Source organism: Microbacterium sp. RURRCA19A, assembly GCF_900156455.1.
In the GTDB taxonomy this organism is placed as follows: Bacteria; Actinomycetota; Actinomycetes; order Actinomycetales; family Microbacteriaceae; genus Microbacterium.
Map to the genome: position 1 here is coordinate 18,856 of NZ_FTNQ01000004.1, position 21,734 is coordinate 40,589.

24 protein-coding genes are annotated in these 21,734 nt (G+C 70.2%); 12 read left to right on the forward strand and 12 right to left on the reverse strand.

Features of this window, described 5'->3' with window-relative positions:
- The first annotated feature begins 36 nt into the window (after positions 1 to 36).
- Both BW982_RS14380 and BW982_RS14385 read left to right on the forward strand, forming a co-directional pair.
- Positions 37 to 1,602 carry an SLC13 family permease gene (locus BW982_RS14380; protein ID WP_076494402.1) on the forward strand — a complete coding sequence of 522 codons (1,566 nt, stop codon included), beginning with the start codon at positions 37 to 39 and terminating at the stop codon, positions 1,600 to 1,602.
- Complete coding sequence (locus BW982_RS14385; RefSeq protein ID WP_076494404.1) at positions 1,599 to 2,057, forward strand: hypothetical protein; 459 nt, start codon at positions 1,599 to 1,601, stop codon at positions 2,055 to 2,057. The genes BW982_RS14380 and BW982_RS14385 overlap by 4 nt, the downstream gene beginning before the upstream one ends.
- 18 nt (positions 2,058 to 2,075) lie before the next feature.
- Here the strand turns inward: BW982_RS14385 and BW982_RS14390 are convergent, their stop codons facing one another.
- The 3 genes from BW982_RS14390 to BW982_RS14400 are packed head-to-tail and all read right to left on the reverse strand — an operon-like array spanning position 2,076 to position 4,896.
- Positions 2,076 to 3,089, reverse strand: a complete 1,014-nt coding sequence (locus BW982_RS14390) for a hypothetical protein (RefSeq protein ID WP_076494405.1) — start codon at positions 3,087 to 3,089, stop codon at positions 2,076 to 2,078.
- Positions 3,086 to 4,246 (reverse strand): sensor histidine kinase, encoded by a 1,161-nt coding sequence (locus BW982_RS14395; RefSeq protein ID WP_076494407.1) that lies wholly within the window; start codon positions 4,244 to 4,246, stop codon positions 3,086 to 3,088. Before BW982_RS14395 ends, BW982_RS14390 begins: the two co-directional genes overlap by 4 nt.
- On the reverse strand, positions 4,243 to 4,896 hold the full coding sequence (locus BW982_RS14400; RefSeq protein ID WP_083696729.1) for a response regulator transcription factor: 654 nt from the start codon (positions 4,894 to 4,896) through the stop codon (positions 4,243 to 4,245). Before BW982_RS14400 ends, BW982_RS14395 begins: the two co-directional genes overlap by 4 nt.
- 124 nt (positions 4,897 to 5,020) lie before the next feature.
- Between BW982_RS14400 and BW982_RS14405 the strand changes: the two genes are divergently transcribed.
- From BW982_RS14405 to BW982_RS14415, 3 genes are read left to right on the forward strand one after another with little or no spacing between them, the layout of a single operon-like run.
- A complete protein-coding gene (locus BW982_RS14405; RefSeq protein WP_076494409.1) occupies positions 5,021 to 5,821 on the forward strand; it encodes a COG4705 family protein in 801 nt (266 codons plus the stop codon).
- Between the two features lie 43 nt (positions 5,822 to 5,864).
- Positions 5,865 to 6,539: a response regulator transcription factor gene (locus BW982_RS14410; protein ID WP_076494411.1), complete on the forward strand. Its 675-nt coding sequence runs from the start codon at positions 5,865 to 5,867 to the stop codon at positions 6,537 to 6,539.
- Between the two features lie 59 nt (positions 6,540 to 6,598).
- The gene (locus BW982_RS14415) at positions 6,599 to 7,543 is read left to right on the forward strand and encodes a sensor histidine kinase (protein ID WP_254845613.1); all 945 of its coding nucleotides are present in this window, start codon (positions 6,599 to 6,601) and stop codon (positions 7,541 to 7,543) included.
- A gap of 784 nt (positions 7,544 to 8,327) precedes the next feature.
- On the opposite strand, the gene BW982_RS14425 is transcribed toward BW982_RS14415, so the two are convergent.
- The 5 genes from BW982_RS14425 to BW982_RS14445 all read right to left on the reverse strand — a co-directional run bounded on the left by BW982_RS14425 (position 8,328) and on the right by BW982_RS14445 (position 12,148).
- Entirely contained in the window at positions 8,328 to 9,332 is a 1,005-nt protein-coding gene (locus BW982_RS14425; RefSeq protein ID WP_076494416.1) for a hypothetical protein, read from the reverse strand.
- Positions 9,319 to 9,834: an RNA polymerase sigma factor gene (locus BW982_RS14430; protein ID WP_076494417.1), complete on the reverse strand. Its 516-nt coding sequence runs from the start codon at positions 9,832 to 9,834 to the stop codon at positions 9,319 to 9,321. Before BW982_RS14430 ends, BW982_RS14425 begins: the two co-directional genes overlap by 14 nt.
- A 280-nt stretch (positions 9,835 to 10,114) precedes the next feature.
- The gene (locus BW982_RS14435; RefSeq protein ID WP_083696731.1) at positions 10,115 to 10,675 is read right to left on the reverse strand and encodes a TetR/AcrR family transcriptional regulator; all 561 of its coding nucleotides are present in this window, start codon (positions 10,673 to 10,675) and stop codon (positions 10,115 to 10,117) included.
- 103 nt (positions 10,676 to 10,778) lie between these two features.
- Positions 10,779 to 11,621, reverse strand: a complete 843-nt coding sequence (locus tag BW982_RS14440; RefSeq protein WP_076494421.1) for an NAD-dependent epimerase/dehydratase family protein — start codon at positions 11,619 to 11,621, stop codon at positions 10,779 to 10,781.
- Between the two features lie 122 nt (positions 11,622 to 11,743).
- Entirely contained in the window at positions 11,744 to 12,148 is a 405-nt protein-coding gene (locus BW982_RS14445; RefSeq protein WP_076494423.1) for an Asp23/Gls24 family envelope stress response protein, read from the reverse strand.
- A gap of 119 nt (positions 12,149 to 12,267) precedes the next feature.
- On the opposite strand from BW982_RS14445, the gene BW982_RS14450 reads away from it, so the two are divergent.
- From BW982_RS14450 to BW982_RS14465, 4 genes are all read left to right on the forward strand, one after another.
- Positions 12,268 to 12,810 (forward strand): RNA polymerase sigma factor, encoded by a 543-nt coding sequence (locus BW982_RS14450; RefSeq protein ID WP_076494424.1) that lies wholly within the window; start codon positions 12,268 to 12,270, stop codon positions 12,808 to 12,810.
- 4 nt (positions 12,811 to 12,814) lie between these two features.
- Positions 12,815 to 13,393, forward strand: a complete 579-nt coding sequence (locus tag BW982_RS14455) for an Asp23/Gls24 family envelope stress response protein (RefSeq protein ID WP_076494426.1) — start codon at positions 12,815 to 12,817, stop codon at positions 13,391 to 13,393.
- Positions 13,393 to 13,710, forward strand: a complete 318-nt coding sequence (locus BW982_RS18295) for a hypothetical protein (RefSeq protein ID WP_076494427.1) — start codon at positions 13,393 to 13,395, stop codon at positions 13,708 to 13,710. Before BW982_RS14455 ends, BW982_RS18295 begins: the two co-directional genes overlap by 1 nt.
- Positions 13,711 to 13,784: 74 nt before the next feature.
- On the forward strand, positions 13,785 to 14,633 hold the full coding sequence (locus BW982_RS14465; protein WP_076494429.1) for an SDR family oxidoreductase: 849 nt from the start codon (positions 13,785 to 13,787) through the stop codon (positions 14,631 to 14,633).
- 40 nt (positions 14,634 to 14,673) lie between these two features.
- Here the strand turns inward: BW982_RS14465 and BW982_RS14470 are convergent, their stop codons facing one another.
- From BW982_RS14470 to BW982_RS14480, 3 genes are read right to left on the reverse strand one after another with little or no spacing between them, the layout of a single operon-like run.
- Entirely contained in the window at positions 14,674 to 15,372 is a 699-nt protein-coding gene (locus BW982_RS14470; RefSeq protein ID WP_076494430.1) for a methionine ABC transporter permease, read from the reverse strand.
- The gene (locus BW982_RS14475) at positions 15,369 to 16,391 is read right to left on the reverse strand and encodes a methionine ABC transporter ATP-binding protein (protein WP_076494432.1); all 1,023 of its coding nucleotides are present in this window, start codon (positions 16,389 to 16,391) and stop codon (positions 15,369 to 15,371) included. Before BW982_RS14475 ends, BW982_RS14470 begins: the two co-directional genes overlap by 4 nt.
- 6 nt (positions 16,392 to 16,397) lie before the next feature.
- Positions 16,398 to 17,348, reverse strand: coding sequence for a MetQ/NlpA family ABC transporter substrate-binding protein (locus BW982_RS14480; protein WP_076494433.1), 951 nt, complete (start codon positions 17,346 to 17,348; stop codon positions 16,398 to 16,400).
- 171 nt (positions 17,349 to 17,519) lie between these two features.
- Here BW982_RS14480 and BW982_RS14485 point away from each other — a divergent pair, with 171 nt between their 5' ends.
- Entirely contained in the window at positions 17,520 to 18,608 is a 1,089-nt protein-coding gene (locus tag BW982_RS14485; protein ID WP_254845614.1) for a pyridoxal-phosphate dependent enzyme, read from the forward strand.
- Complete coding sequence (locus tag BW982_RS14490; protein WP_076494435.1) at positions 18,605 to 19,765, forward strand: cystathionine gamma-synthase; 1,161 nt, start codon at positions 18,605 to 18,607, stop codon at positions 19,763 to 19,765. The genes BW982_RS14485 and BW982_RS14490 overlap by 4 nt, the downstream gene beginning before the upstream one ends.
- A 165-nt stretch (positions 19,766 to 19,930) precedes the next feature.
- Here BW982_RS14490 and BW982_RS14495 read toward each other — a convergent pair whose 3' ends face one another.
- A complete protein-coding gene (locus BW982_RS14495; RefSeq protein ID WP_076494437.1) occupies positions 19,931 to 20,566 on the reverse strand; it encodes an NADPH-dependent F420 reductase in 636 nt (211 codons plus the stop codon).
- A 348-nt stretch (positions 20,567 to 20,914) separates the two neighbouring features.
- Between BW982_RS14495 and BW982_RS14500 the strand changes: the two genes are divergently transcribed.
- Entirely contained in the window at positions 20,915 to 21,712 is a 798-nt protein-coding gene (locus BW982_RS14500; protein ID WP_139327485.1) for a sulfite exporter TauE/SafE family protein, read from the forward strand.
- Positions 21,713 to 21,734: the final 22 nt, after the last annotated feature.

A 21,734-nucleotide genomic window follows, 5' to 3' on the forward strand; every position in this document is an offset into this window, starting at 1 on the left:
CCGACCTTCGCCCTTCTCCTTCGAATCGGTGCCGAGATGGACCCCATCGTCGCGACGCTGACGATCCTTCTGCTCGCCGTCGTCGCCTTCGTCAGCAACCGCGTTCCCCTCGGCGTCGTGGCCATCGGAGTCGCTCTCGCGCTCTACTTCACGGGAGTGCTGCCGTTGTCGACTGCGCTCTCCGGCTTCGGTGACCCGACGGTCCTCTTCATCGCGGCGCTCTTCGTCGTGAGCGAGTCGTTGGATGCCACCGGGGTCACCGCCTGGGCGGGGAAGGTGGTGATCGCCCGGGCCGGCACGCGTCGCGTCACCCTGCTCGTCATCCTCAGCCTTCTCGTCGCGGGACTCACGGCCCTCATCAGCGTCAACGGTGCCGTGGCGGCGCTCCTCCCGCTGGTCGTCGTGGTCGCGGCGCGAGCGGGGATCCACACCTCCCAGCTGCTGATGCCGCTGGCCTTCGCCGCGCACGCGGGTTCGATGCTCCTGCTCACGGGGACGCCCGTGAACATCATCGTGTCGGAGGTGGCCGCCGAGAACGGCGGCCGCGCGTTCGGCTTCTTCGAGTTCGCCGCCGTCGGTGCGCCCCTGCTGGTCGGCACGGTGGCGATCTTGGTGGTCTTCGGCCGCCGACTGCTGCCCGAGCGCAACGGCGGAGTGATGTCCGTCGACCTGTCCGACCACGCGCGGCTCCTCCGGCGGCAGTATTCGCTCGAGGGCGACACCGGGCTGATCCTGGGACCGGCTCGGGGCGTGACCGAGGTCATCGTGCCCCCGCGGTCGCCCCTGATCGGGGTGCGGATGACACCGGGAATGGTCACGCCCAGTGGCGACCTGGTGCTGCTGGCCGCGCGTCGCGGCGAGGAGGTCCTGCGCGCGGGCGAGTTCCGTGCGCAGCTCGGTGACGTGCTCCTGCTGCAGGGGGCGTGGGACGACTTGGTCGCCCGCACGGAAGGACCCGAGGTCCTGGTCGTGGACACCCCCGCGCAGCTGCGTCGTTCGGTTCCGCTGGGCGTCGGAGCCAAGCGCGCGATGACGATCGTCGGACTCATGGTCGTGCTGTTGGCCACGGGTCTCGTTCCCCCCGCGGTCGCGGCTCTCCTCGCCGCGTGCGCTCTTGTCCTGACTCGGACGGTGTCGCCGTCGCAGGCGTACCACTCGATCTCCTGGACGACGGTCGTGCTGATCGCCGGCATGATCCCGCTCTCCACGGCGTTCACCGAGACCGGCACGGCAGATCTCGTCGCCGGCTGGCTCCTCGCCGTCGTCGGGGATGCCGGCCCCCAGATCGCGTTGCTGGCCCTGGTCGTCCTCACCGTCGTCCTGGGGCAGCTCATCAGCAACACGGCGACGGTGCTGATCGTCGCGCCGATCGCGGTGGCCGTGGCCACGACCCTCGGCGCCTCCGTGCAGCCGTTCATGATGGCGCTGACGGTGGCCGGAGCGGCATCCTTCCTCACTCCGATCGCCACCCCGGCGAACCTGATGGTGCTCGAGCCGGGCGGGTATCGGTTCGGAGACTATTGGAAGCTCGGCATCCTTCTGGCCGTGTTCTTCGTCGTCATGGCCGTGTTCTACGTGCCCCTGATCTGGCCGCTGTCATGAGCGCGACCTCGCGCGGCGCCTGGTGGCCGAGAAAGCTGCGAGTGCGGGCGACGGATCTCGTCGACGTCCTCGTCTACCTCGTGGTGCTGGGGGCGTTCATCCAACTCTTCCCCAGCGTCATCGCCGAATCCTTCCTCCTCGCCCTCCTCACCGCCGTCGTCCTCAAGATCGTGATGGACATCCTGCTGGCCGTGAAGAAAGCGACGGTCGCGAGACTGCGCGGCGCACGGACGGGAGTGGCACGCGCGGTCAACATCGCGACGCTGGTCCTCCTTCTGCCGGGGAGCAAGTTCGTCGTCCTGGAGCTCATCGCCCTCCTGTTCGGGGACGCCGTGAAGCTGGGCGGATTCTTCGCGGTGACGATCCTGGTCGTGGTGCTGACGCTCGCGCGGGGCCTGGTGCGGGCGCTCCTAGCGCCTTCGGCGACGCCGCGCCGGGAGGACGCGGCCCTCTGACGCCCCGCTCGGCGGATATCAGGACGCCGAGGTGTCCGGCCGGATCCCGGCGTCGTTGCCGGATCGATCGAAGGCCGCCCGCACCGTGCCCTGCGTCGTACCGGCCACGGCGGACACCGCGGCCGTCCGCCCCGGGGGGAGTCTCCGCACGGTCACATGCTCGAGCCCCGGCAGCTCGAGAATCTCCACGATCCGGTCGGCGAGCTCGTCCGAGATCCCCTCGTCGTCGACGCCCCCGCCCCCGATGAGGAGGACGCGGACGCCCCCCTCGCGGGCCGCGTCGATGGCGGCGGTCACGCGCGGATGGAACAGGTCGCCGGCGCGGAGACGGTCTCGGATCCGGCCCTCGACGATCCCGATCCGGCGCTGAGTGCGCTCGTCCAGGTGATCCGCCGCGGCGATGTCGCGCAGGAGGGGCTCGCTCTCATCTGTGACGCGGGCGAGTTCGTCCTGATACGCGCGGGTCGCCGTCACCGCCGCATCGGACAGCATCTCGGCGCGCTCCCGATCGGAGCGCGCAGACGTCTCGCGCCGGACGATGCGGCGCAGGGTGCTGAGCCAAATGAAGCCGATGGCTCCCGCGACGAGGGGCCCGGACACGATCCGTCCCCAGGACGGATCGGCCTCGCCGCTCGTCAGCGCCCAGCCGGTGCCCGCCGCGATCAGCAGGACGAGGCAGACGCCGCCGACGAGTGGTCGGCCGCGGGGAATGAGGAGCGCGATCGGGTACGACGCGAAATCGAACAACCAGACGATGTGCGACACGTCCGGGGAGGTCAGCACGATCACGGCGATCGTCGCCCCGAGCGACACGACCGCCGCGGTCGGTGCCGCCGGGAGTCGTCCCCGGGGTGGAAGAGTCACCGCGACGGCCGCGACGGCCGCCAAGGCGTAGGCGAGCAGCACCAGGCCCGTGTCGACCGCGAAGGCGTGGACTTCCAGACCGTGCGCGATCCCCGTCATCCACACGAACAGGAGGGCGACCCTCGCGGGGAGTCCGTCGAGGCCCGATCCGGCGGCGGGCGGAATCATGGATGCCACTCCACGACCACCGTCGTGCCCGCCGGGGAACTGTCGATGCGGGCGTCGCCGCCGGGAAGATCCCGCATCCGGCCGATCACGCTGGAGCGCACCCCCAGACGTTCGGGCGGGATCCGTTCGAGCACGAATCCCGGTCCTGCGTCCGTGAGCGACACCGAGAGGGCTCCGTGGGCGGCGCGAACCCTCGCCTCCACGGCGCAGTCCGGAGCGTGACGAGCGACGTTGCGTGCGGCCTCGGCCACGGCCGCGCGCACCGTTTCGGTGGCCCGTCTCGGCACGAGCGACGCATCCCCGTCGCTCGTCAGCACCACATCCGGCAGGATCTCCCGCAGCGTCGCGGAGATCCGGCTCCGCGCGTCCAGGCCGGTGACCATCGCCCCGTCGTCGGGGGCGACGAGCGTTCCCCGCAGCCGGCGCAGGGTGCGCCCCGCCTCGGTGCGCACCACGTCGGGCGTGGGGCCGGTGAGGTGGAGCGCGACGGAGAACACCGACAGCAGCTCGTCGTGCACGACGCGCGCGAGCTGTTCCTCGCGGCGCGCCCGCGCATCCAGCAGGGCGCGACGCGCCTCCTCCGCGCGGGCGGCGTTCTCGGCCCGGGACAGGGCGACCAGACGCGAACGCATGGCAAGGAACAGCACGACGAACACGATGTTGCCCAGATGGAGCGGTGTCTGGGCGGCGATGAGATCGGGTACGCGCCCCAGGAAGACGATGCCCGACAGTGCGGGGAGGAACGCGGCCAGGAGCGGGAAGATCACCGCCACGGGGGGAGCGGCCAGCAGGACGAGATAGCAGACGGCCACCGATTCAAACCGCCAGACCCAGGGGAACAGCGCGTCGGGGTCGGGGCCGCGGTACGCCAGGAACACGGTCATCTCCAGCACGATCACCAGGACGACGACGGCGGCCCACGTGAGCTGCAGGGTCGCCTCCGAGGCGCGGCGGCCCACGACCGCGTTCGTCAGGACGAGAAGGACCATGGCCGCCCCGAGCCCGTTCCACCAGGCGCTGAAGGACCCCACCTGGCTCGCCGCCCGGGTGTATTCCGCCACGATCAGAACGACGGCCGACAGCGACATGAGCATGCCGAGCGATCGGTCGACCGAGGGGCTTCGATCGCCGGCGCTGAGCGGATGCCGGATTCTCATTGTCCGAATTCGACGATGCCGTCCTCGACGGCCCGCCTGAGCAGATCGACCTTGGTGGTGGCCTTCCGCTCGACCGCGGCGTATTTGGCGCGCACTCGGCGGATGTGATCCAGAACGGTCTCGCGCGAGATGTGCAGAAGAAGTGCCACATGTTCCGCCGTCTCGCCCGAGGCGTACAGTCCGAGGACTTCCGCCTCCCGCGTCGACAGGGCGGCATCGACGAAGTGGGTGTCCTGATCCAACGCGGCGGCCCAGTCCGTCGTCGCCGACACCTCTCCGTTGTGCACCGCCCTCACGGCGTCTACGACGACGCGGGGGGACTCGCTCTTCCGGATCGTTCCATCCGCGCCCGCCCGTGCGGCATCCCGCACCAATTGCGGTCGGTCCCCCGACGTGTACGCGATGATCCGCGCGCGCGTTCCGGAAAGAGCAGCGATGTTTTCCGCCGGGCTGGAGCGATCCGCCAGGACCAGGTCGAGAAGGACGACGTCCAGCGCCGGAGAATCGCGCAGGAGCTGGTTCACGGTCGAACCCGTCGCCAATACTCGAAGATCGGATTGCGCATTGAGGAATGCGGCCGTACCTATGATCACCGCGGGATGATCGTCGACGATCCCGATGCGAATGATTTCTCTTCCCCCGGGCGGCACGCTCGAATGCTACCGCGGGAGGAATGGCCCGTGTGCGGCACCCGTCACCGCTGAGCCGCCTCCGGTTCGCGACCGCATCGGTGTCTTAGAGAAATCTCAGAGTCACCGCGTCACGATCTTCGCCATGACCTCGAACCCTCGTCCCGCGCCGCAGACGCGAGTGCCCGACCCTTCGCCGATCTTCTGGGTCGCGAAGGCCGTATCGACGGCGCTGGGGGAGGCGGTGTCGGACTTCTCGATCCGGGCTCTCGATCCGGTGGTCGCCGTGCTGCTGGGGTTCGTGTTCTTCGTCCTGGCCCTGGCATGGCAGCTCACCCGGCGGCGCTACCTCCCCGGGGCCTATTGGCTCGCGGTCGCGGCGGTCGGGGTCTTCGGGACCATGGCGGCGGATGTCGTCCACGTCGTGATCGGCCTGCCGTACGAGGCATCCGCTGCGCTCTACGCGCTCGCTCTGGCATCCGTCTTCGTCCTGTGGCGCCGTCGCGAGGGCACGCTGTCGGTGCATGACGTCACGACGACGCGACGCGAACTGTTCTACTGGGCCGCGGTCGTGGGCACGTTCGCGCTCGGCACGGCGGTGGGCGACCTGACGGCCGTCACGTTCGGGCTCGGCTATCTCCCCTCGGTCGCGGTGTTCGCCGTTCTCATCGCGGTCCCGATCATCGCCTGGCGGATGGCCTGGTGGACCGGCGTGTTCGCGTTCTGGTTCGCGTACGTCCTCACGCGTCCTCTCGGAGCGTCGGTGGCGGACTGGCTCGGCAAGCCGGTCGACGAAGGCGGGGTGGGCGTGGGCGCCGGGTGGGTGTCCCTCGCGCTGGCGGCGGTCATGGTGGTGCTCGTCGTCGTCATGCGGGCCCGCCGCGGGTCACCGGCGCCGGCGGCCGCGGCATCCCTCGGAGGACACTCGCGGCAGACTCTGATCTGATGTGCGCACGGCCGGTGTCGGCGTGGGGGAAGAGAGGCGGAGCATGAGCGGATCAGGGAGCGCGCGGCCGCGGCTGCTCCTGGTGGAGGATGACGACCAGCTGGGGCCCGTCATGGCCACCGTCCTCGACGAGGTGTACGACGTGACCCTCGTCGCGGACGGCGGCGACGCGCTCGATGTCGCGACCTCGCGGACCTTCGACGTGATGATCGTGGACCGGCGCCTCCCCACCGTCGACGGGCTGACCGTCGTCGAAACCCTCCGGCGCTCGGGTGCGGGCGTCCCGATGCTGATCCTCACCGCGCTCGGCGCCGTGCAGGACAAGGTGCGGGGTCTGGATGCCGGGGCGGACGACTATCTCGTCAAGCCGTTCGAGTTCGACGAGCTCTTCGCGCGGTTGCGTGCGATCCGGCGGGTGCGGACCGGGGAAGGGCCGTTCGTGCGCGTCGGCGACTGGGAGTTCTACCCGGAGTCGCGCGCCGTGTACTCGCCGTACGACGGGCGGATCATCCTGACGGAGCGCGAGAGTTCGCTCCTCGCCCTGTTCGCTGTCCACCCGCAACGCACGTTCTCGCGCGACGACATCCTCCGCGCCGTCTTCTCGCCGGATGACACCCCCGGAGCCGTCGACACCTACGTGCACTACCTGCGCAGGAAGACCGATCCCGGCATCGTGCAGACCGTCCGCGGCCGCGGGTACCGCCTGGGGCTGATGTGATGCGGCCGACGCGACCTCGTGACGCCGACAGCGTGCTCGTCCGGTCGGCGGCGTGGCGAGTGGCGCTCACGATCGCGGGCGCCGTATCGGTCCTGGTGCTCGCCGTACTGGTGGCGGCGTTCTCGGTGGTGCTCACGCAGATCCGCCTCGGCGACCTGCTGCACCCGACCCCCCGCACGACGCTCGTCGACGTGGACGCCGTGGACATCCTGCTCGGCGCGGTCGTCATCGGCGTGTGCGCCATCGCCTCGGCGTGCCTTCTGGGCTTGCTCGTCACTCGCCGGGCGGTGCGTCCGCTCGTGGATGCGCTCCGGCGCCAGCGCGAGTTCGTCGCCGACGCGTCCCACGAACTGCGCACACCGCTGGCGATCCTGGATGCCAGGATCCAGATGCTCCACCGCTCCGTTGCGGCCACCGACCCCCACGCGCGGGTGGTGGAGGAGATCCGCGCGGACTCGCGGACGTTGAACGCGGTCGTCGCCGATCTCCTGGAATCCGTGGAGATGCCGACGTCCTCGGGCGGCGAACCCACCCCTGTCGTGGGGATCGTGGAGTCGGCGGTGACGGCGATGACCGTCCTCGCGCGGAGGCGCGACGTCCACCTCGTGAGCGGGCCCCATGACGAGGGCCTTCGCGTCGACATCCCTCCGGCGGGCCTCCAGCGGAGCGTCGTCGCTCTCGTCGACAACGCCGTCAAGCACTCGCCCGCCGGCGGAATCGTGGTCGTCGTGGCGCGCCGCGACGGCCGCCACGTGCGCATCGACGTCACCGATGAGGGTCCCGGCATCCGCGGGATCGCCCCCGAGCGGGTGTTCGACCGATTCGCCCGTTCGGCGCACGCCGTGGACGGCGGCGGCTCTTCCCGCACGGGGTTCGGGATCGGTCTGTCGCTCGTCCAGGAGGCGGTGACCCGCTACGGGGGGTCCGCGAGCGTCTCGGACACCTCGGATGCCGGCACCACCATGACCCTCCGTCTCCCCGCCTCGGCTCGACGGCGTCGTTGAACCGGAGCGGGGGAGAGCCTCATGCTCCGGAAACCGAAGAAGCCCGGCGGTGTCGCTGACGACGTCCGCACGGGCTTCTTCTGCCGCTCGGGTGCGGCTCGGGTACGTGCTATTCAGTTAGAGATTCTTACTACTTGCGGTGTTTATTTCTTATTCATCGCACGGGTATCGGCTGATTCAGCGAAATCTCGCGCGAGTCGAAGAGGCCCCTTTTTGCGATGACCATGGTGTAGCCCCGGGATCGCAGTTCCTGTGCCGCCTCTTGCGTCAAAGGACGCCGGTCGATCTTCTCCCACCCATTGGCGAGCCGGTATCCGTGTGTGATTGTGCGTGCGCGTGGCATTACAGATTCCTCCCCACGCACATATTTGCATCATGCAGTGCCAAAATGCCAATCCAGTCGGAATATTCGCGTGAATATGCCGGGAACGGTGGGCTTCCGGTCGGTCGATCCCCGGTTTCCGTCCGGCTCGCCTCAGCCTGGCACGCAGCATCCTTCGCTGTGTAGGGACGCGAGGCAGCTCACATGCAGTTGATAGAAAGCGGATCCCGGGGTCTCGCCGATGTGGCCCGCGTCCAGATTCTCGTGGAGTTTGAATACGCCGTCCAAATTGTCCCTGGGATCGCTCCCAATTGCGGGATGGTGGGGAATTCCGTGCACACAGAACCGCGCCCTGCGGTGCAAACGCTCCCACGTGCAGGCTGCATTCCTTTAAAGGCATGACGCGGGGGAGTCTCGACGACCGAGAATCACGGATCCGGATGCGGCGGTCCGCGCCCCTCGTCAGGGTCCCCGGGGCGCGTCCGGTCGGTCCTCCACGTCCCACAGCGTGTAGGAGGTCACCGAACCGGCCGGAAGCCCGAGATCCTCGTCGGCGGCCCGCAGGCTCGTCTCGACCCCCAGGATCCGACCCGAGTCGAGGGACACGAGGAGCGTGGCATCCGTGTTCGGTGTGCCCGTCGGGATCCCGCTGAATCCGATGGCGGCGCGCCCGACACGGTCGGTCGTGCGGCCGAGCAGTCGGAGGTCCGACGTGCTGCGCACGACATCGAGGAGGGCGGCCTCCTGCGCGTCACTGAACGTCCACTCGCCCAGCAGGCTCTGCGCCGCGATGATCGCGTCGCCGGACGTCAGGGGAGACGGCGGGCCGACCGCCGCGGTCATGACCTCCCGCATCCCTTCGACCGTCGCGGGTGGCGGCTGGCTCGAGAGCGGGTGGAACTGACCCCGTACGTACGACATGTCTCCCACGACCGTGCCCGGTGCGGGTCCGTCGGCGGGCACCGTGTCGCCGGCGGCGTCGGTCGACTCCGCCGTCGTCGTGACCACGGATCCCGAGAGATCGGCGTTCCACGACACGTCGACCCACTCGCGTCGGAACACCGTCGCGTCGGGGTCGCCGACGGAGACGCTGAAGAACCACCCCAGAGTGAGCGACCGGCGCACCGCGTCGTCGCGCCCGGGGTTCTGTGCGAGGCGATCCTGCGCGGCGGCGAGAAGTGCGGGCACGTCGTCGTCCACCGCCGAATACTGCAGCGGCGCGGGCGTCAGCGCGGTCGCCGTGGGAGCGGGCCACCAGACCACGGCGCCCACCACGAGCGCCACCACGGCGGCGACGGCGGCGGCGAGGCCCGGCAGCACGCGCCGACGCCCGCCACCGGTCGCGCGCGGAGGGCGGTCCAGGATCTCGCGGAGGCGTCGCTCGGCGGACAGGGGCACGGGCGCGTCCGACGGTGTCCGCGCGGGGTCGAGGGCGCGCAGCGCGCGCACCAGATCATCGTCGGTCACCGGGCACCTCCTCCCACGCGGCGGCGGAGTCCTGCAACGCGGGTCGCAACCGCGCGCGCACCCGGTTGAGGCGGGTCCACACGCTCCCCGGGCTGAGGGACATCACCACGGCCACCTCTGCCGCGGAGAGCTCCTCCCAATAGGTCAGCCAGAGGATCTCCCGATCGCGAACGGGGAGTGCGCGGACGGCCTCCACCAGCCGTCGGGTCATCTCCGACTCGGGTTCCCCGGCGAGAGAGCGCACCTGGTGCTCGATGTGGGTCCACAGCGCCTCCTCCCGGTCCCGGCGTCGGTATTCGTTGGCGATGAGGTTGCGCGCCGTCCGGTAGAGCCAGGGCAACCCGAACGGCTCGGACGGGGTGCGCTTGCGCCAAGCGATCTCGAAACACTCCATCGTGAGATCGGCGGCCGCCTCGCGATCGGAGACCCGGCGCTCGATGAACCGTCGGACGCCGGTGTAATGCTCGCGGAACAGCCGGACGAACTCGATCTCGTCGTTCATGGGCGCGCGTTCCCGTGTGCTCGACGGGGCTGTGTCGCGCGCGCCCGGATCCTTACAGGGCGTCGCCGGGAAAATCTTCTCGAACCGGATGTAAGGAATCGCGGATGACGGACACGACAGAGGTGGGGGCGGGCGTCCGAGCGACGCCCGACGGCCCGCACCAGGCGGATGTTCGGATCTGAGGCCGGCGGGTGAGGGGTTGCGTCGCATGGGGGTGGCGCAACCCCTCGAATCCTCGTGCACCCCGGGGTGTCGGAGCGCTCGGGTGGCGGTGCCGGCGTCACAGGTCGCGTTCGGGGTCGGCCCGCAGCCCGTCGAGCGCGAGTCGGACGATGTCGCGCCCGAGCCGGTCGCCGTCGACCTCGCCCTCGGGTCGGTACCACTCGACGACCGAGTTGATCATCCCGAAGAGCAGACGGGCGGCCACCGAGGACTCGACGTCGTCGCGGACGCCGCCCTCGGACTGCGCTTCCGCGACGAGGACGCCGATGCGATGGTCGAACGCGCGGCGGCGCACCAGCGCGGCCTGCTCGACCGGTCCGTTGCCGCGCACGCGGAGGAGAAGCGTGACCGCCGGCAGATGCGTCACGAGGACGTCGGTCGCGCGGCCCAGGACGAAACGCAGACGGTCCGTGGCGGACCCCGCGGTGGCGCCCGGCTCGCCGAGCACGGCCTCGAGGGCGTCGAGCGCACTGTCCAGCGCGACCGCCAACAGCTCCTCCTTGGACGAGAAGTGGTGGTACAGCGCGGACTTCGTCACACCCAGGCGCGCGGCCAGGTCGGCCACGCTCGTGGCGTCGTACCCCTGCTCGTTGAACAGCCGCACGGCGACCGCGAGCATGCCCTCGCGGTCGTACCCGGGCCGACCGCGCCGCGCCGGGGGAGGAGACGGGGGGAGCGGACCGGTCACGGTGCCCAGTGTGGCATCCGCGGACGTCCGCCGCTCAGCGGTGATCGCGCCACGAGTGCTGCGGCGCGTACCCCAGCAGGCGCCGGGCCTTGTCGATCGAGAGCAGGGTCCGGGTGTCGTCCAGGTCGGTCCGCGTCTCGACGTCGGGGAAGACCTCGGCCACGAGCTCCGCGTTCGGGCGGGTCATCACGGTGTCGGCGGCGGCGATGATGAACGTGTCGAATCCGGCGGGGGCGTTCTCGAGCGCACGCTGAACGGCCTGGGCGCCGTCGCGGGCGTCGATGTAGCCCCACAGGTTCCACTTCCGCGTCCGGGCGTCGGCGTCGAACGGGAACTCGGCGTAGTCCTCCGGCACCATCACGTTCGAGAAGCGCAACGCGGTGATGGAGAGCGAGGGATGCCAGCGCACCAGCTCGGTCGCGAGACGCTCCTCCAGCACCTTCACCAGCGAGTACACCGACTCGGGGCGCGGGGCGTACTCCTCGTCGACCGGGATGTAGGGCGGGTCGATGTCGAACGGCAGACCCAGCACCGTCTCACTGGACGCGTACACGATGCGGTGGATGCCGAGGCGCACGGCTGCCCAGAACACGTTGAACGTGCTGGTCATGTTGTTGTGGAACGTCGCGATGTCCGACCGGATGCCGGGAGCCGGGATCGCTCCGAGGTGGACGAGCGCGTCCACACCGTCGTGCTGGTCGTTCACGCCCGCGAGGGCGTCGATGACCTGACCGTAATCGGTGAGGTCGACCTGGACGAACCCGGGTCCACGCTCGCCACGGAGGTCCAGGCCGATGACGTCGTGGCCCGCGGATCGCAGCTCGCGCGCGACGACGGTGCCGAGTTTGCCGGATGAGCCGGTGAGAGCGATGCGCATGGGCGTCCTTCGATCGGGGGCGTGCTCACGACGTTACCGGCCGCCCGCCGCGACGAGGTCTTCCGACGGCCGAAGGGCCCGCGCCGTCGCGTGGTACGGCACGGGCCCGGGGCGGGGACGCGTCAGGCGACGCGGGTCTCCTGCGGCTCGTCGTCGTCGTCGCTCGGGATGTACACGTCCACGACGGTGACGTTGATCTCGGCGACCTTCATGCCGACGAGCTCGGTGATGGCCTGGTGCACGGCGGCACGGACGTTCGAGGCCACGCGCTGCAGCTGCTCGGGGTAGTCGACCTGGATGTCGATGTCGGCGGCGACCTCGGTCTCGCCCACCTCGACGCTCACGCCCTGGGCGTGGTCCTTGGCGCCGACGGCCTGACGGATGTTGCCGATGACGCGGGCCGCTCCGCCACCGAGGGCGTGCACGCCCGGAACCGAGGCGGCGGCGATGCCGGCGACCTTGGCGACCACGGGGTCGACGATGACGGTCTTGCCGACCTCGGGGGTGGTGGGAGTGGTGGATGCCATGAGTTCGTCCTTTCGTCAACCGTCCGCGCGCTTCGGGCGCGGGGTGTTTCGCTATGGGGACGCGCCGGGGTCGTGATTCGTCACGAACCCGACCTGGCAATCTGCTGACAGGAACAGGCATGACCTCTTTGTCCACCGCGACCGACGCGTTCCTCGCGTCACGCGCGGCTGACGGTGATCAGATCGCCTTCGGAGTGCTCGTACGTCGCCACGCCCCGTTCCTCGTCGCCTTCGCCACGAAACTGACGGGCTCGCGCGCGGATGCCGACGACTGCGTTCAGGAAGCGCTCATCACCGCGTGGCGGCGACTGCCCGACCTCGCCGACCCCGAGAAAGTGCGCAGCTGGCTCACCACGATCGTCTCCCGCAAGGTGACCGACCGGATGCGCTCGCGGAAGATCTCCGAGCAGATCGACGAAGAGATGGTGTCGGTCGGGGATGACCCGGAGCGCTCGGTTGTGGCATCGTCGCAGATGGACGCGTTGAAGAAGGTCCTGGCCGATCTCCCCGAAGAACTGCGCGTCGTGTGGGTGCTCCGCGAGATCGGCGGCCACAGCTACGACGAGATCGCGACCGAGGTCGGAGAGACCGCCGCCACCGTTCGCGGGCGGCTCGCCAGGGCGCGCAAGACCGTGTTGGAACGCATGCAGGAGTGGAGGTGATCGGATGAGTGAGGACGTGGACGACGTGGACGACGTCGGCGGTTCGGGATACTCGCTCGAGGATCTCTCCGCGTATCTCGATCGAGGGCGCACCCCCCGGATCCTCGCGATCGAGCGCAACGCCGAATGTCAGGCCCTCTTGGGATCCATGGAGCGGATGGGCCGTCTCTCGCGCGAGATCGTCGACGAGCAGGCCTCGGAACCGCTCGCGGAGTCCTGGTACGACGAGATCATGCGCGAGGTGATGCGCGAGTTCCGCGCCGGCCGGGACATCCCCCTGACCCGCACGGCGGACGGAACGCAGCTCGTCGTCACCGAGGGCGCCCTCTACGAACTGATCCGCACGGTCGGCGACGATGTCGCCGGCGTCCTGGTCGGCCGCGTGCGCATCGATCAGCCGGAGCCCACCGATGCGCTCGACGTGCGGGTGACGGTGAGCGTGCTGTTCGGATATCCGATGCAGCGCACCGTGGACCTGATGCGCGACGGCATCCGTGCCGCGATCGAGCGTCATGGCGAGCTGAGGGTGGGGCGCGTGGATGTCACCGTGGGTGATGTGCACGTCGACGTGGAGGACGAATGATGACGGAAACCGCTGCCGATCTCGCGCCGCGCATCGACTTGGCCGTGACCGCTGTCGCCGGTGTCCGGGAGTCCTACTCGGCGCGACCGGTCGTGGCGCGCGCGTACGAGCGGATGGCCGAGGTCGAGGGATCCCTGTCGGCGGTCGACGAGAAGGACGGGGCGCGCGCGGTCACCGTCTGCATCGGCGTGTCGTCGGACGACGACAGCGCGGCGGTCGCGTCGGCGGTCGCCGACGCCGTGCGCCAGGCCGGGGCCGACGCTCCCGCGGACACCGTCCGTGTCCGGGTCGCGCGCCTGGTGGCACCTCGATCCTGAGCGATCTCGCGGCCACCTCACGGCGCCGCGCAATACGCTGAGAGGACCGAACTCTCACCCCCCACGGAGGTCGCATGACCGCGCAGCCCGTCATCGCCGTCACCGGATCCACCGGAGCCGTGGGAGGGCGCGTGGCCCGCGACCTCGCGGCCCGGGGCATCCTGCAGCGTCTGCTCGTCCGCGACGCGTCGCGCGCGCCCGAGCTCGCGGGTGCCGAGGTCCGCGTCGCCGGATACTCCGACGCGGATGCCGCGGTCGCCGCGCTCGCCGGGGTCGAGACGTTGTTCATGGTCTCGGCGTCCGAGTCCGCCGACCGGGTCGAGCACCACCGGACGTTCGTCGAGGCCGCCGCGCGCGCGGGCGTCCGGTCGATCGTCTACACGTCGTTCCTCGCCGCGGCCCCCGACGCCGTGTTCACCCTGGGACGGGACCACGCCGCCACGGAAGAGATCATCCGCGCCTCGGGGATGTCGTGGACGTTCCTCCGGGACAACTTCTACATGGACATGATGGAGCTCTTCGCGGGCGATGACGGCGTCATCCGCGGCCCCGCGGGCGGCGGGCGCTGCTCCCTCGTGTCGCGGTCCGACGTGGCGGCGACGGCGGTGGCGGTCCTTCTCGACCCGGCCGCCCACACCGATACGGCGTACGACCTCACCGGTCCGGAGGCCCTGACGCTCGCCGAGGTGGCGGAGAAGATCTCCGCCGTCCGGGGTCATCCGGTGCGCCATCTCGACGAGACGCTCGACGAGGCGTACGCCTCGCGTGCGGTCTACGGGGCGCCGCCGTGGCAGGTCGACGCCTGGGTGAGCACGTACACCGCGATCGCGAGCGGCGATCTGGCGCGCGTGTCCGGCGACGTCGAAGCTGTGACCGGCCGCCCCGCGCAGAGCTTCGACGAGTTCCTCGGCGCCGTCGCGTGAACGGTCGCGCCGCCGGAACGCGGCGACGCGACCGTTCGGGTCAGCGGCGGAGGATCCGGCGCGCGATCCGGTTCCCGAGGAACTGCGCCAGCTGGACGAGCACGATGATGATGCCGATGGCGATCCACATCGTGAGGAAGTCCCACCTGCGGAAGCCGTAGGTGAGGGCGAACGAGCCCAGGCCTCCCGCGCCGACCGCGCCCGCGACGGCGGTCATGTCGACGATGGCGACCACGACGAACGTGTACCCCAGGATGAGCGGGCCGAGCGCCTCGGGGACGAGGAGCGTTGCGATGATGCGCCAGGGTCCGGCGCCCGCGGCTCGTGCCGCCTCGATCACACCGGGGCTGATCGTGACCAGGTTCTGCTCGACGATCCGTGAGAATCCGAACGTCACCGCGATCGAGAGAGGCACGACCGCGGCCGTGGTGCCGATCGCCGTCCCGACCACCGCCGCCGTCACCGGGGACAGCGCCAGGATCAGCACGATGAAGGGGATCGGACGGAACACGTTCACGAAAAGGTTCAGCACCACGTTGACCGCGCGGTTCGGGAGCACCCCGCCCGTACGGGTGACGTAGAGCGCGAGTCCGAGGAGAAGTCCTCCGATCCCGCCGAACACCATGGTCAGCAGCACCATCGTGAGGGTCTGACCGATCGACTCGAGCAGGATCGGTCCGTACCGGTCCCAGCTCCACTGCGTCGCGGCGGGAACGATCAGAGCACTGAGTGTCGTCATCGTGCCACCTCCTCGACACGGGTGACCGCGCGCAACTGCGCGATCACGGCATCCACCGATTCATCCGACCCCGTCAGCTCGACCGTGAGCGAGCCGAAGGACCGCTGCTGTAGGGAGCTGATCCCCCCGTACAGCAGCTCGAAGGTCACGCCCGCGCTCGCCGCGCGCGACAGGATGCCGCCGATCCCGGCGCCGTCCACGACGTCGGCGATCACGATGCGACCCGGATGTGCCTCGCGCAGTCGCGCGAGGTCCTCGGTGCCCGGGCGGTCGTGCAGCGCCGTGGAGACGAACGCCCGCCCGGTCTCGGAGGTCGGTTCGGCGAAGACGTCGAACGCGGTCCCCGTCTCGACGATCCGCCCGGCGCTGAGGACGGCGACCCGGTCGGCGATCGACCGGACGACGTCCATCTCGTGCGTGATGACCACCACCGTGACGCCCAGTTCGCGGTTGACGCGGCGGAGCAGGTCGAGCACGTCCGCCGTGGTCGCCGGGTCCAGGGCGCTCGTGGACTCGTCCGCCAGCAGGATCGGGGGAGAGGTGGCCAGAGCGCGCGCGATCCCGACCCGTTGCTTCTGACCCCCCGAGAGCTGGTCGGGGTAGGCGTGCGCACGGTCGAGCAGCCCCACGAAGTCCAGCAGCTCGGCCGCACGCTTCTCGCGGTCGGCCTTCGACCAGCCCGCGACCTTCAACGGGTAGATGACGTTGCCGGCGACCGTGCGGGAGGCGAACAGGTTGAACTGCTGGAAGATCATCCCCGTCCGGCGGCGGATCGGGCGCACCTGCCGCTCGGGCAGGGTCGAGATGTCGACGCCGTCGACCACGACCGTGCCCGAGGTCACCCGTTCGAGCCCGTTGATCAGGCGCACCAGGGTGCTCTTGCCCGCACCGGACTGGCCGATGACGGCGAAGATCTCTCCCGCGGCGATCTCCAGGTCGACACCGTCGAGCGCGGTGACGGTGCTGCCGTCGACGTCATACGACTTGGTGACGCCCGAGAGGCGGATGAGTGGCGGCATGCGGGATCAGGCCCCCGCTTCCTTCTGCTTCTCGATCTGGGCGAGCCACTCGCGCACCTGCGCCGGCTTCTCCTCGACGATGCGGGCAGTTCCGCTGGACTCGGACACGACGATGTCGGTCACGCGCGGGTCGTGGTACGCCTCCCAGACCTTCTGGTAAACGGGGTTGTCCTCCTCGCCGGCGCGCGAAGCGATGATGTTGATGTACGGCCAGCTGTTCGCGTCGGAGGGGTCGACCGAGAAGATCGCCTTGTCGATGATCCCGGCGTCCGTGGCGAAGTTGTTGTTGACGATCGCGGCCGCGATGGACGGGTCCTGGAGAGCGGGGGCGGTGAGCGAGGCGTCGACCGGCTCGACCTTCACGCGGCTGGTGACGATGTCGGCCGGGGTCGGGGTCGTCGCGTCGTTCAGCGTCAGCAGCCCCGCGGACTGCAGCACCTTCAGCGCGCGCGCCTGGTTGGTGGCGTCCTGCGGGACGGCGACGCGGCCGCCCTCGGGGATGTCGGCGACGTCGGAGTACTGCTCCGAGTAGATCGGGAGGGGCACGATCAGGGTCGGCCCGACGACGGCGAGACCGTCGCCCGTGGCGACGTTGTGGTCGGACAGGTAGTCGATGTGCTGGAAGGCGTTCAGGTCGATCGATCCGTCGGCCAGCGCGGGGTTCGGCGTCTCGTAGGAATCGAACGCGACGACCTCCAGGTCGATCCCCTCCTCCGCCAGGATCTCCTTCAGGACAGGCCAGTGGCCCTGGGCCGCGTCGGTCGTTCCGAGGCGCACGGTGGTGCGTTCACCGCCCGCCGCGGGGGTGTCGGACGACGCGAACAGGCGCGGGATGAGCAGGGCTCCCGCGACGACGACGGCGACCGCGACGATGGCGATCGCGGCGTACAGTCCGCCGCGGCGGCGGGGCTTGGAGGGAAGGGTGGGCCCGGTCGGGCCGCTCGTGCTGTCACTCATGGTGGTCTCCTTGGTGCATCGCCCGGTTCGGGCGTCCGAGCACGGTACGCAGACCTCTGCGGCATCCCCAAGTCGCGTGACGAAGCGTGACCCGAGGTGACCGGATGCCACGCTTCCGCGCCGAAGCGACGGAATCGTCGGGTATGCTGACCGCGTGCTGACCTGTCGCTGTTGTCGCTGAACGCCCCCGCGTTCTTCTTCGACGACCCCGTCAGCCGCGCCCTCGGGCGCATCGACCCCCAGGACTCCATCGTGCGTTACGCCCAGAGCGTCGCCGACCTCGTCGGCAACACCCCCCTCGTCCGTCTGAACCGGGTGACCGACGGCATCGCCGCCACGGTCCTCGCCAAGATCGAGTACTTCAACCCCGGCGGCTCCGCCAAGGACCGCATCGCGGCCAACATCGTCGACGCGGCCGAGCGCGACGGTTCGCTGCGCCCCGGCGGCACCATCGTCGAGCCGACGAGCGGCAACACGGGCGTCGGTCTCGCCCTCGTCGCGCAGCAGCGTGGCTACCGCTGCGTCTTCGTCGTGCCCGACAAGGTCGCCGAGGACAAGCGCGCGGTGCTGCGCGCCTACGGCGCCGAGGTCGTCGTCACCCCGACGAACGTGGAGCCGGACGACCCGAACTCGTACTACAGCGTCTCCGACCGCCTCGTGCGGGATATCCCGGGTGCGTTCAAGCCCAACCAGTACGCCAACCCGAACGGTCCGCGCAGCCACTACGAGACCACGGGTCCCGAGATCTGGCGCGACACCGAAGGTGGCCTGACGCACTTCGTCACGGGCGTCGGCACCGGCGGCACGATCAGCGGCACCGGCCGCTACCTGCGCGAGGTCGCCGGTTCCTCCGTGCGGATCATCGGCGTCGATCCGGTCGGCTCCATCTATTCGGGCGACGACATCCACGGCTACGACGTCGAGGGCGTGGGCGAGGACTTCTGGCCGCCCGCCTTCGACCCGACGGTCGTCGACGCCTACGAGCGCGTGTCGGATGCCGAGTCGTTCGCGATGACGCGCCGCCTCGCCCGCGAGGAGGGGCTGCTCGTCGGCGGCTCCAGCGGCATGGCGGTCGTGGGCGCCGTGCGCGTGGCGCAGGACCTCCCCGCCGACGCCGTCGTCGTGGTCCTCCTCCCCGACCACGGTCGCGGCTACCTCAGCAAGATCTTCGACGACCAGTGGATGACCGCGCGCGGCTACGCCGTCGAGCCCGTGGCATCCGTTCTTCCCGTTTCGAGCCCTCAGGAGCACTCCGCATGAGCACCCACGACGCCGCCCGCGGCTTCGACAGCCTCGCCGTCCACGCGGGCCAGGCCTTCGACCCGACCACCGGCGCGGTGATCCCGCCCGTGCACCTGTCCACGACCTACGCGCAGGACGGCATCGGGGGCCTCCGCGGCGGCTACGAGTACGGACGCAGCGGCAACCCCACGCGCGCAGCGCTCGAGACGCAGATCGCCGCGCTCGAGGGCGGCGCCCGCGCGCTGTCGTTCGCGTCGGGCCTCGCCGCCGAGGACGCGCTGCTGCGCGCGGCCCTCGTCCCCGGCGACGAGGTGCTGCTCGGCAACGACGTGTACGGCGGCACCTACCGCCTGCTCGCGCGCGTGCTCGGTCCCTGGGGCGTGAAGCTCCGCGTCGTCGACATGAGCGACCTGGATGCCGTGGCCTCCGCCATCGAGGAGCGCGCGCCGCGCATGGTGTGGGTCGAGACGCCCAGCAACCCGATGCTGCGCATCACCGACATCGCAGGGCTCGCCCGCCTCGGTCACGCGGCCGGTGCGATCGTCGTCGTGGACAACACCTTCGCGTCGCCCGCGCTGCAGCGACCGCTCTCTCTCGGAGCCGACGTCGTGGTGCACTCGGCCACGAAGTACCTCGGCGGTCACTCCGACGTCGTCGGCGGTGCGCTCGCGTTCGCCGACATCGATCTCGCCGAGAAGACGCAGTTCCTGCAGTTCGCGGCCGGCGCCGTCTCGGGGCCGTTCGACGCGTACCTCACCACCCGCGGCATCAAGACCCTCGGCATCCGGATGGAGCGTCACAGTGCCAACGCCCACGCCGTCGCCGAGCACCTGGCCGGTCACGACCGCGTCGCGAAGGTCTACTACCCGGGGCTTCCGTCGCACCCCGGCCACGCGCTCGCGGCGTCGCAGATGAGTGCATTCGGCGGCATCGTGTCGCTCGAGCTCGCCGACGGCGCCACCGCGCGCCGCTTCGCGGAGTCGACGCGCCTGTTCACCCTCGCCGAGTCGCTCGGCGGCGTCGAGTCGCTCGTGAACTACCCGGATGCCATGACCCACGCGTCCGTCCGCGGCACCGAGCTCGCTGTGCCCGACACGATCGTCCGCCTGTCGGTGGGCATCGAGTCGGCTGCGGACCTGGTGGCCGACGTCGATCAGGCGCTCGCCGCGCTCTGACGCGTCGCGCACTGACGCGTCCGGGCGCTGCTGCGTCGGGTACTGGCGCGTCCCGGGCGCTGCGGCGTCGGGCGATGGCATCCAGAAACGCGATCCGCGACGAGAAACGTGCCGGCGTGGCGTGTCTCGTCGCGGATCGCGTTTATCGAGCGGTGTGGACCCGCGTCAGCGCTCGGCGCGGGCGAGGTTCTGCTCGAGTTCGTCACGGGTCTGGCGCACGACGTACGCCGGGGTGTCGCGCTCGACACGCCAGCTGTCGGCGAGCGGGCCGACGTTGACGGTGTCGAATCCGAACTCGTCGTAGATGCGCGTCACGAGGGCGACGGCCTCGTCGGAGTCGCTCGAGGTGGCCAGCGCACGGCGGCCCGGCGTGCCGGCCGGAGCCCCGTCGGTGAGGATGTCGGCGGCCGGGATGTGGTTGAACGCCTTCACGACGGTGCTCTCGGGCAGGTGCTCCTGCAGCATCTGCGCGGTGGTGGTGCGCTTCTCGTCGAGCTCGGCGATGTGCCCGTCGCGCTCCCAGTAGTAGTTGTTCGTGTCGAGCACGGTCTTGCCGCGCAGCGGCTCGACCGGCACCTCGCGGTACGCCTTGAGGGGGACGGTGACGACGACGAACTCTCCCGCCTCTGCGGCTTCCTGTGCCGAAGCGGCACGCGCGTGCTCGCCGAGCGCGCCGACGACATCGGCGAGCGTCTCGGGGCCCCGGGAGTTCGCGATCACGACGTCGTACCCGCGGTCGACGAATCCCTTCGCGACGGCCTGGCCGATGTTTCCTGCTCCGATGATTCCTACGGTGGTCATACCTGAACCGAACGAGCGGGACGCCGAACGCATTCCCGGCCAGATCGACGCATCGAGTTAGTTAGTTAGCAGCATGAGATATCTGTGTCAAGCGGGAGAAGCGTGGGCGTGGTCCCGGTAACTTCTCTTCTGTCGCACCCTCGCGATCGTGGTCGCAGACCGGTGTTCGGGTCACCGTTCCGCTTGACCTGTGAGGGCGACGGCCCCCGGTGGACGCGGCTTCGGACCACCGGGGGCCGCTTTCTTTCCCCGGGGATGCCGTGACGTCGCTGTGTCCACGAAGTGGAAGACTGGTCCGTCGGCGGGCGCCGGCCCGTGCAGCCCCCGTCTCGCAAGGATCTCCGCCCCGTGATCGACACCGCCCGCCCGAAACGTTCCGCCCGCTTCTACGCCGTCTGCATCGGGGTGGGGCTGCTCGCCGGACTCATGTCCGGCCTCTTCGGTGTGGGCGGCGGCACCGTGATCGTGCCCCTGCTGGTACTCGCCCTCGGATTCGATCAGCGCTTCGCCGCGGGCACCTCGCTCGCGGCGATCGTGCCCACCGCCTCCGTCGGCGTCATCACCTACGCCGTCGACGGGCACGTCGCGTGGATCCCCGCGCTCATCCTCGCCGTCGGCGCGGTCGGCGGCGCCCAGATCGGCACGTGGCTGCTGCCCAAGCTGTCGCAGACGGCCCTGCGCTGGTCGTTCGTGGCGTTCCTGGTGGTCGTGATCGTCAGCCTCTACTTCGTCATCCCCTCCCGGGACGCCGAGCTGGAGCTGACCTGGATCACCGGACCGGGGCTCCTGGTGCTCGGCGTCATCACCGGCATCCTCGCGGGTCTGCTGGGGGTCGGCGGCGGCATCATCGTGGTCCCGGCGCTGCTGCTGCTGTTCGGCACGAGCGATCTCATCGCGCGGGGGACGTCGCTGCTGATGATGATCCCCACGGCGATCTCCGGCACGGTCGGCAATCTGCGCCGCTCGAACGTCGACCTCGTCGCCGCCGCCTGCGTCGGCATCGCCGCGTGCACGACGACCGCCCTCGGAGCCTCGCTCGCGAAACTCGTCGACCCCTTCGTCGGCAACGTCCTGTTCTCCGTCTTCCTCGTCTTCATCGCCACCCAGATGGCCGTGAAGGCCGTGCGCGGGCGGCACCAGCGCTGAGGCCGCGGGGGAGCGGTCGGTA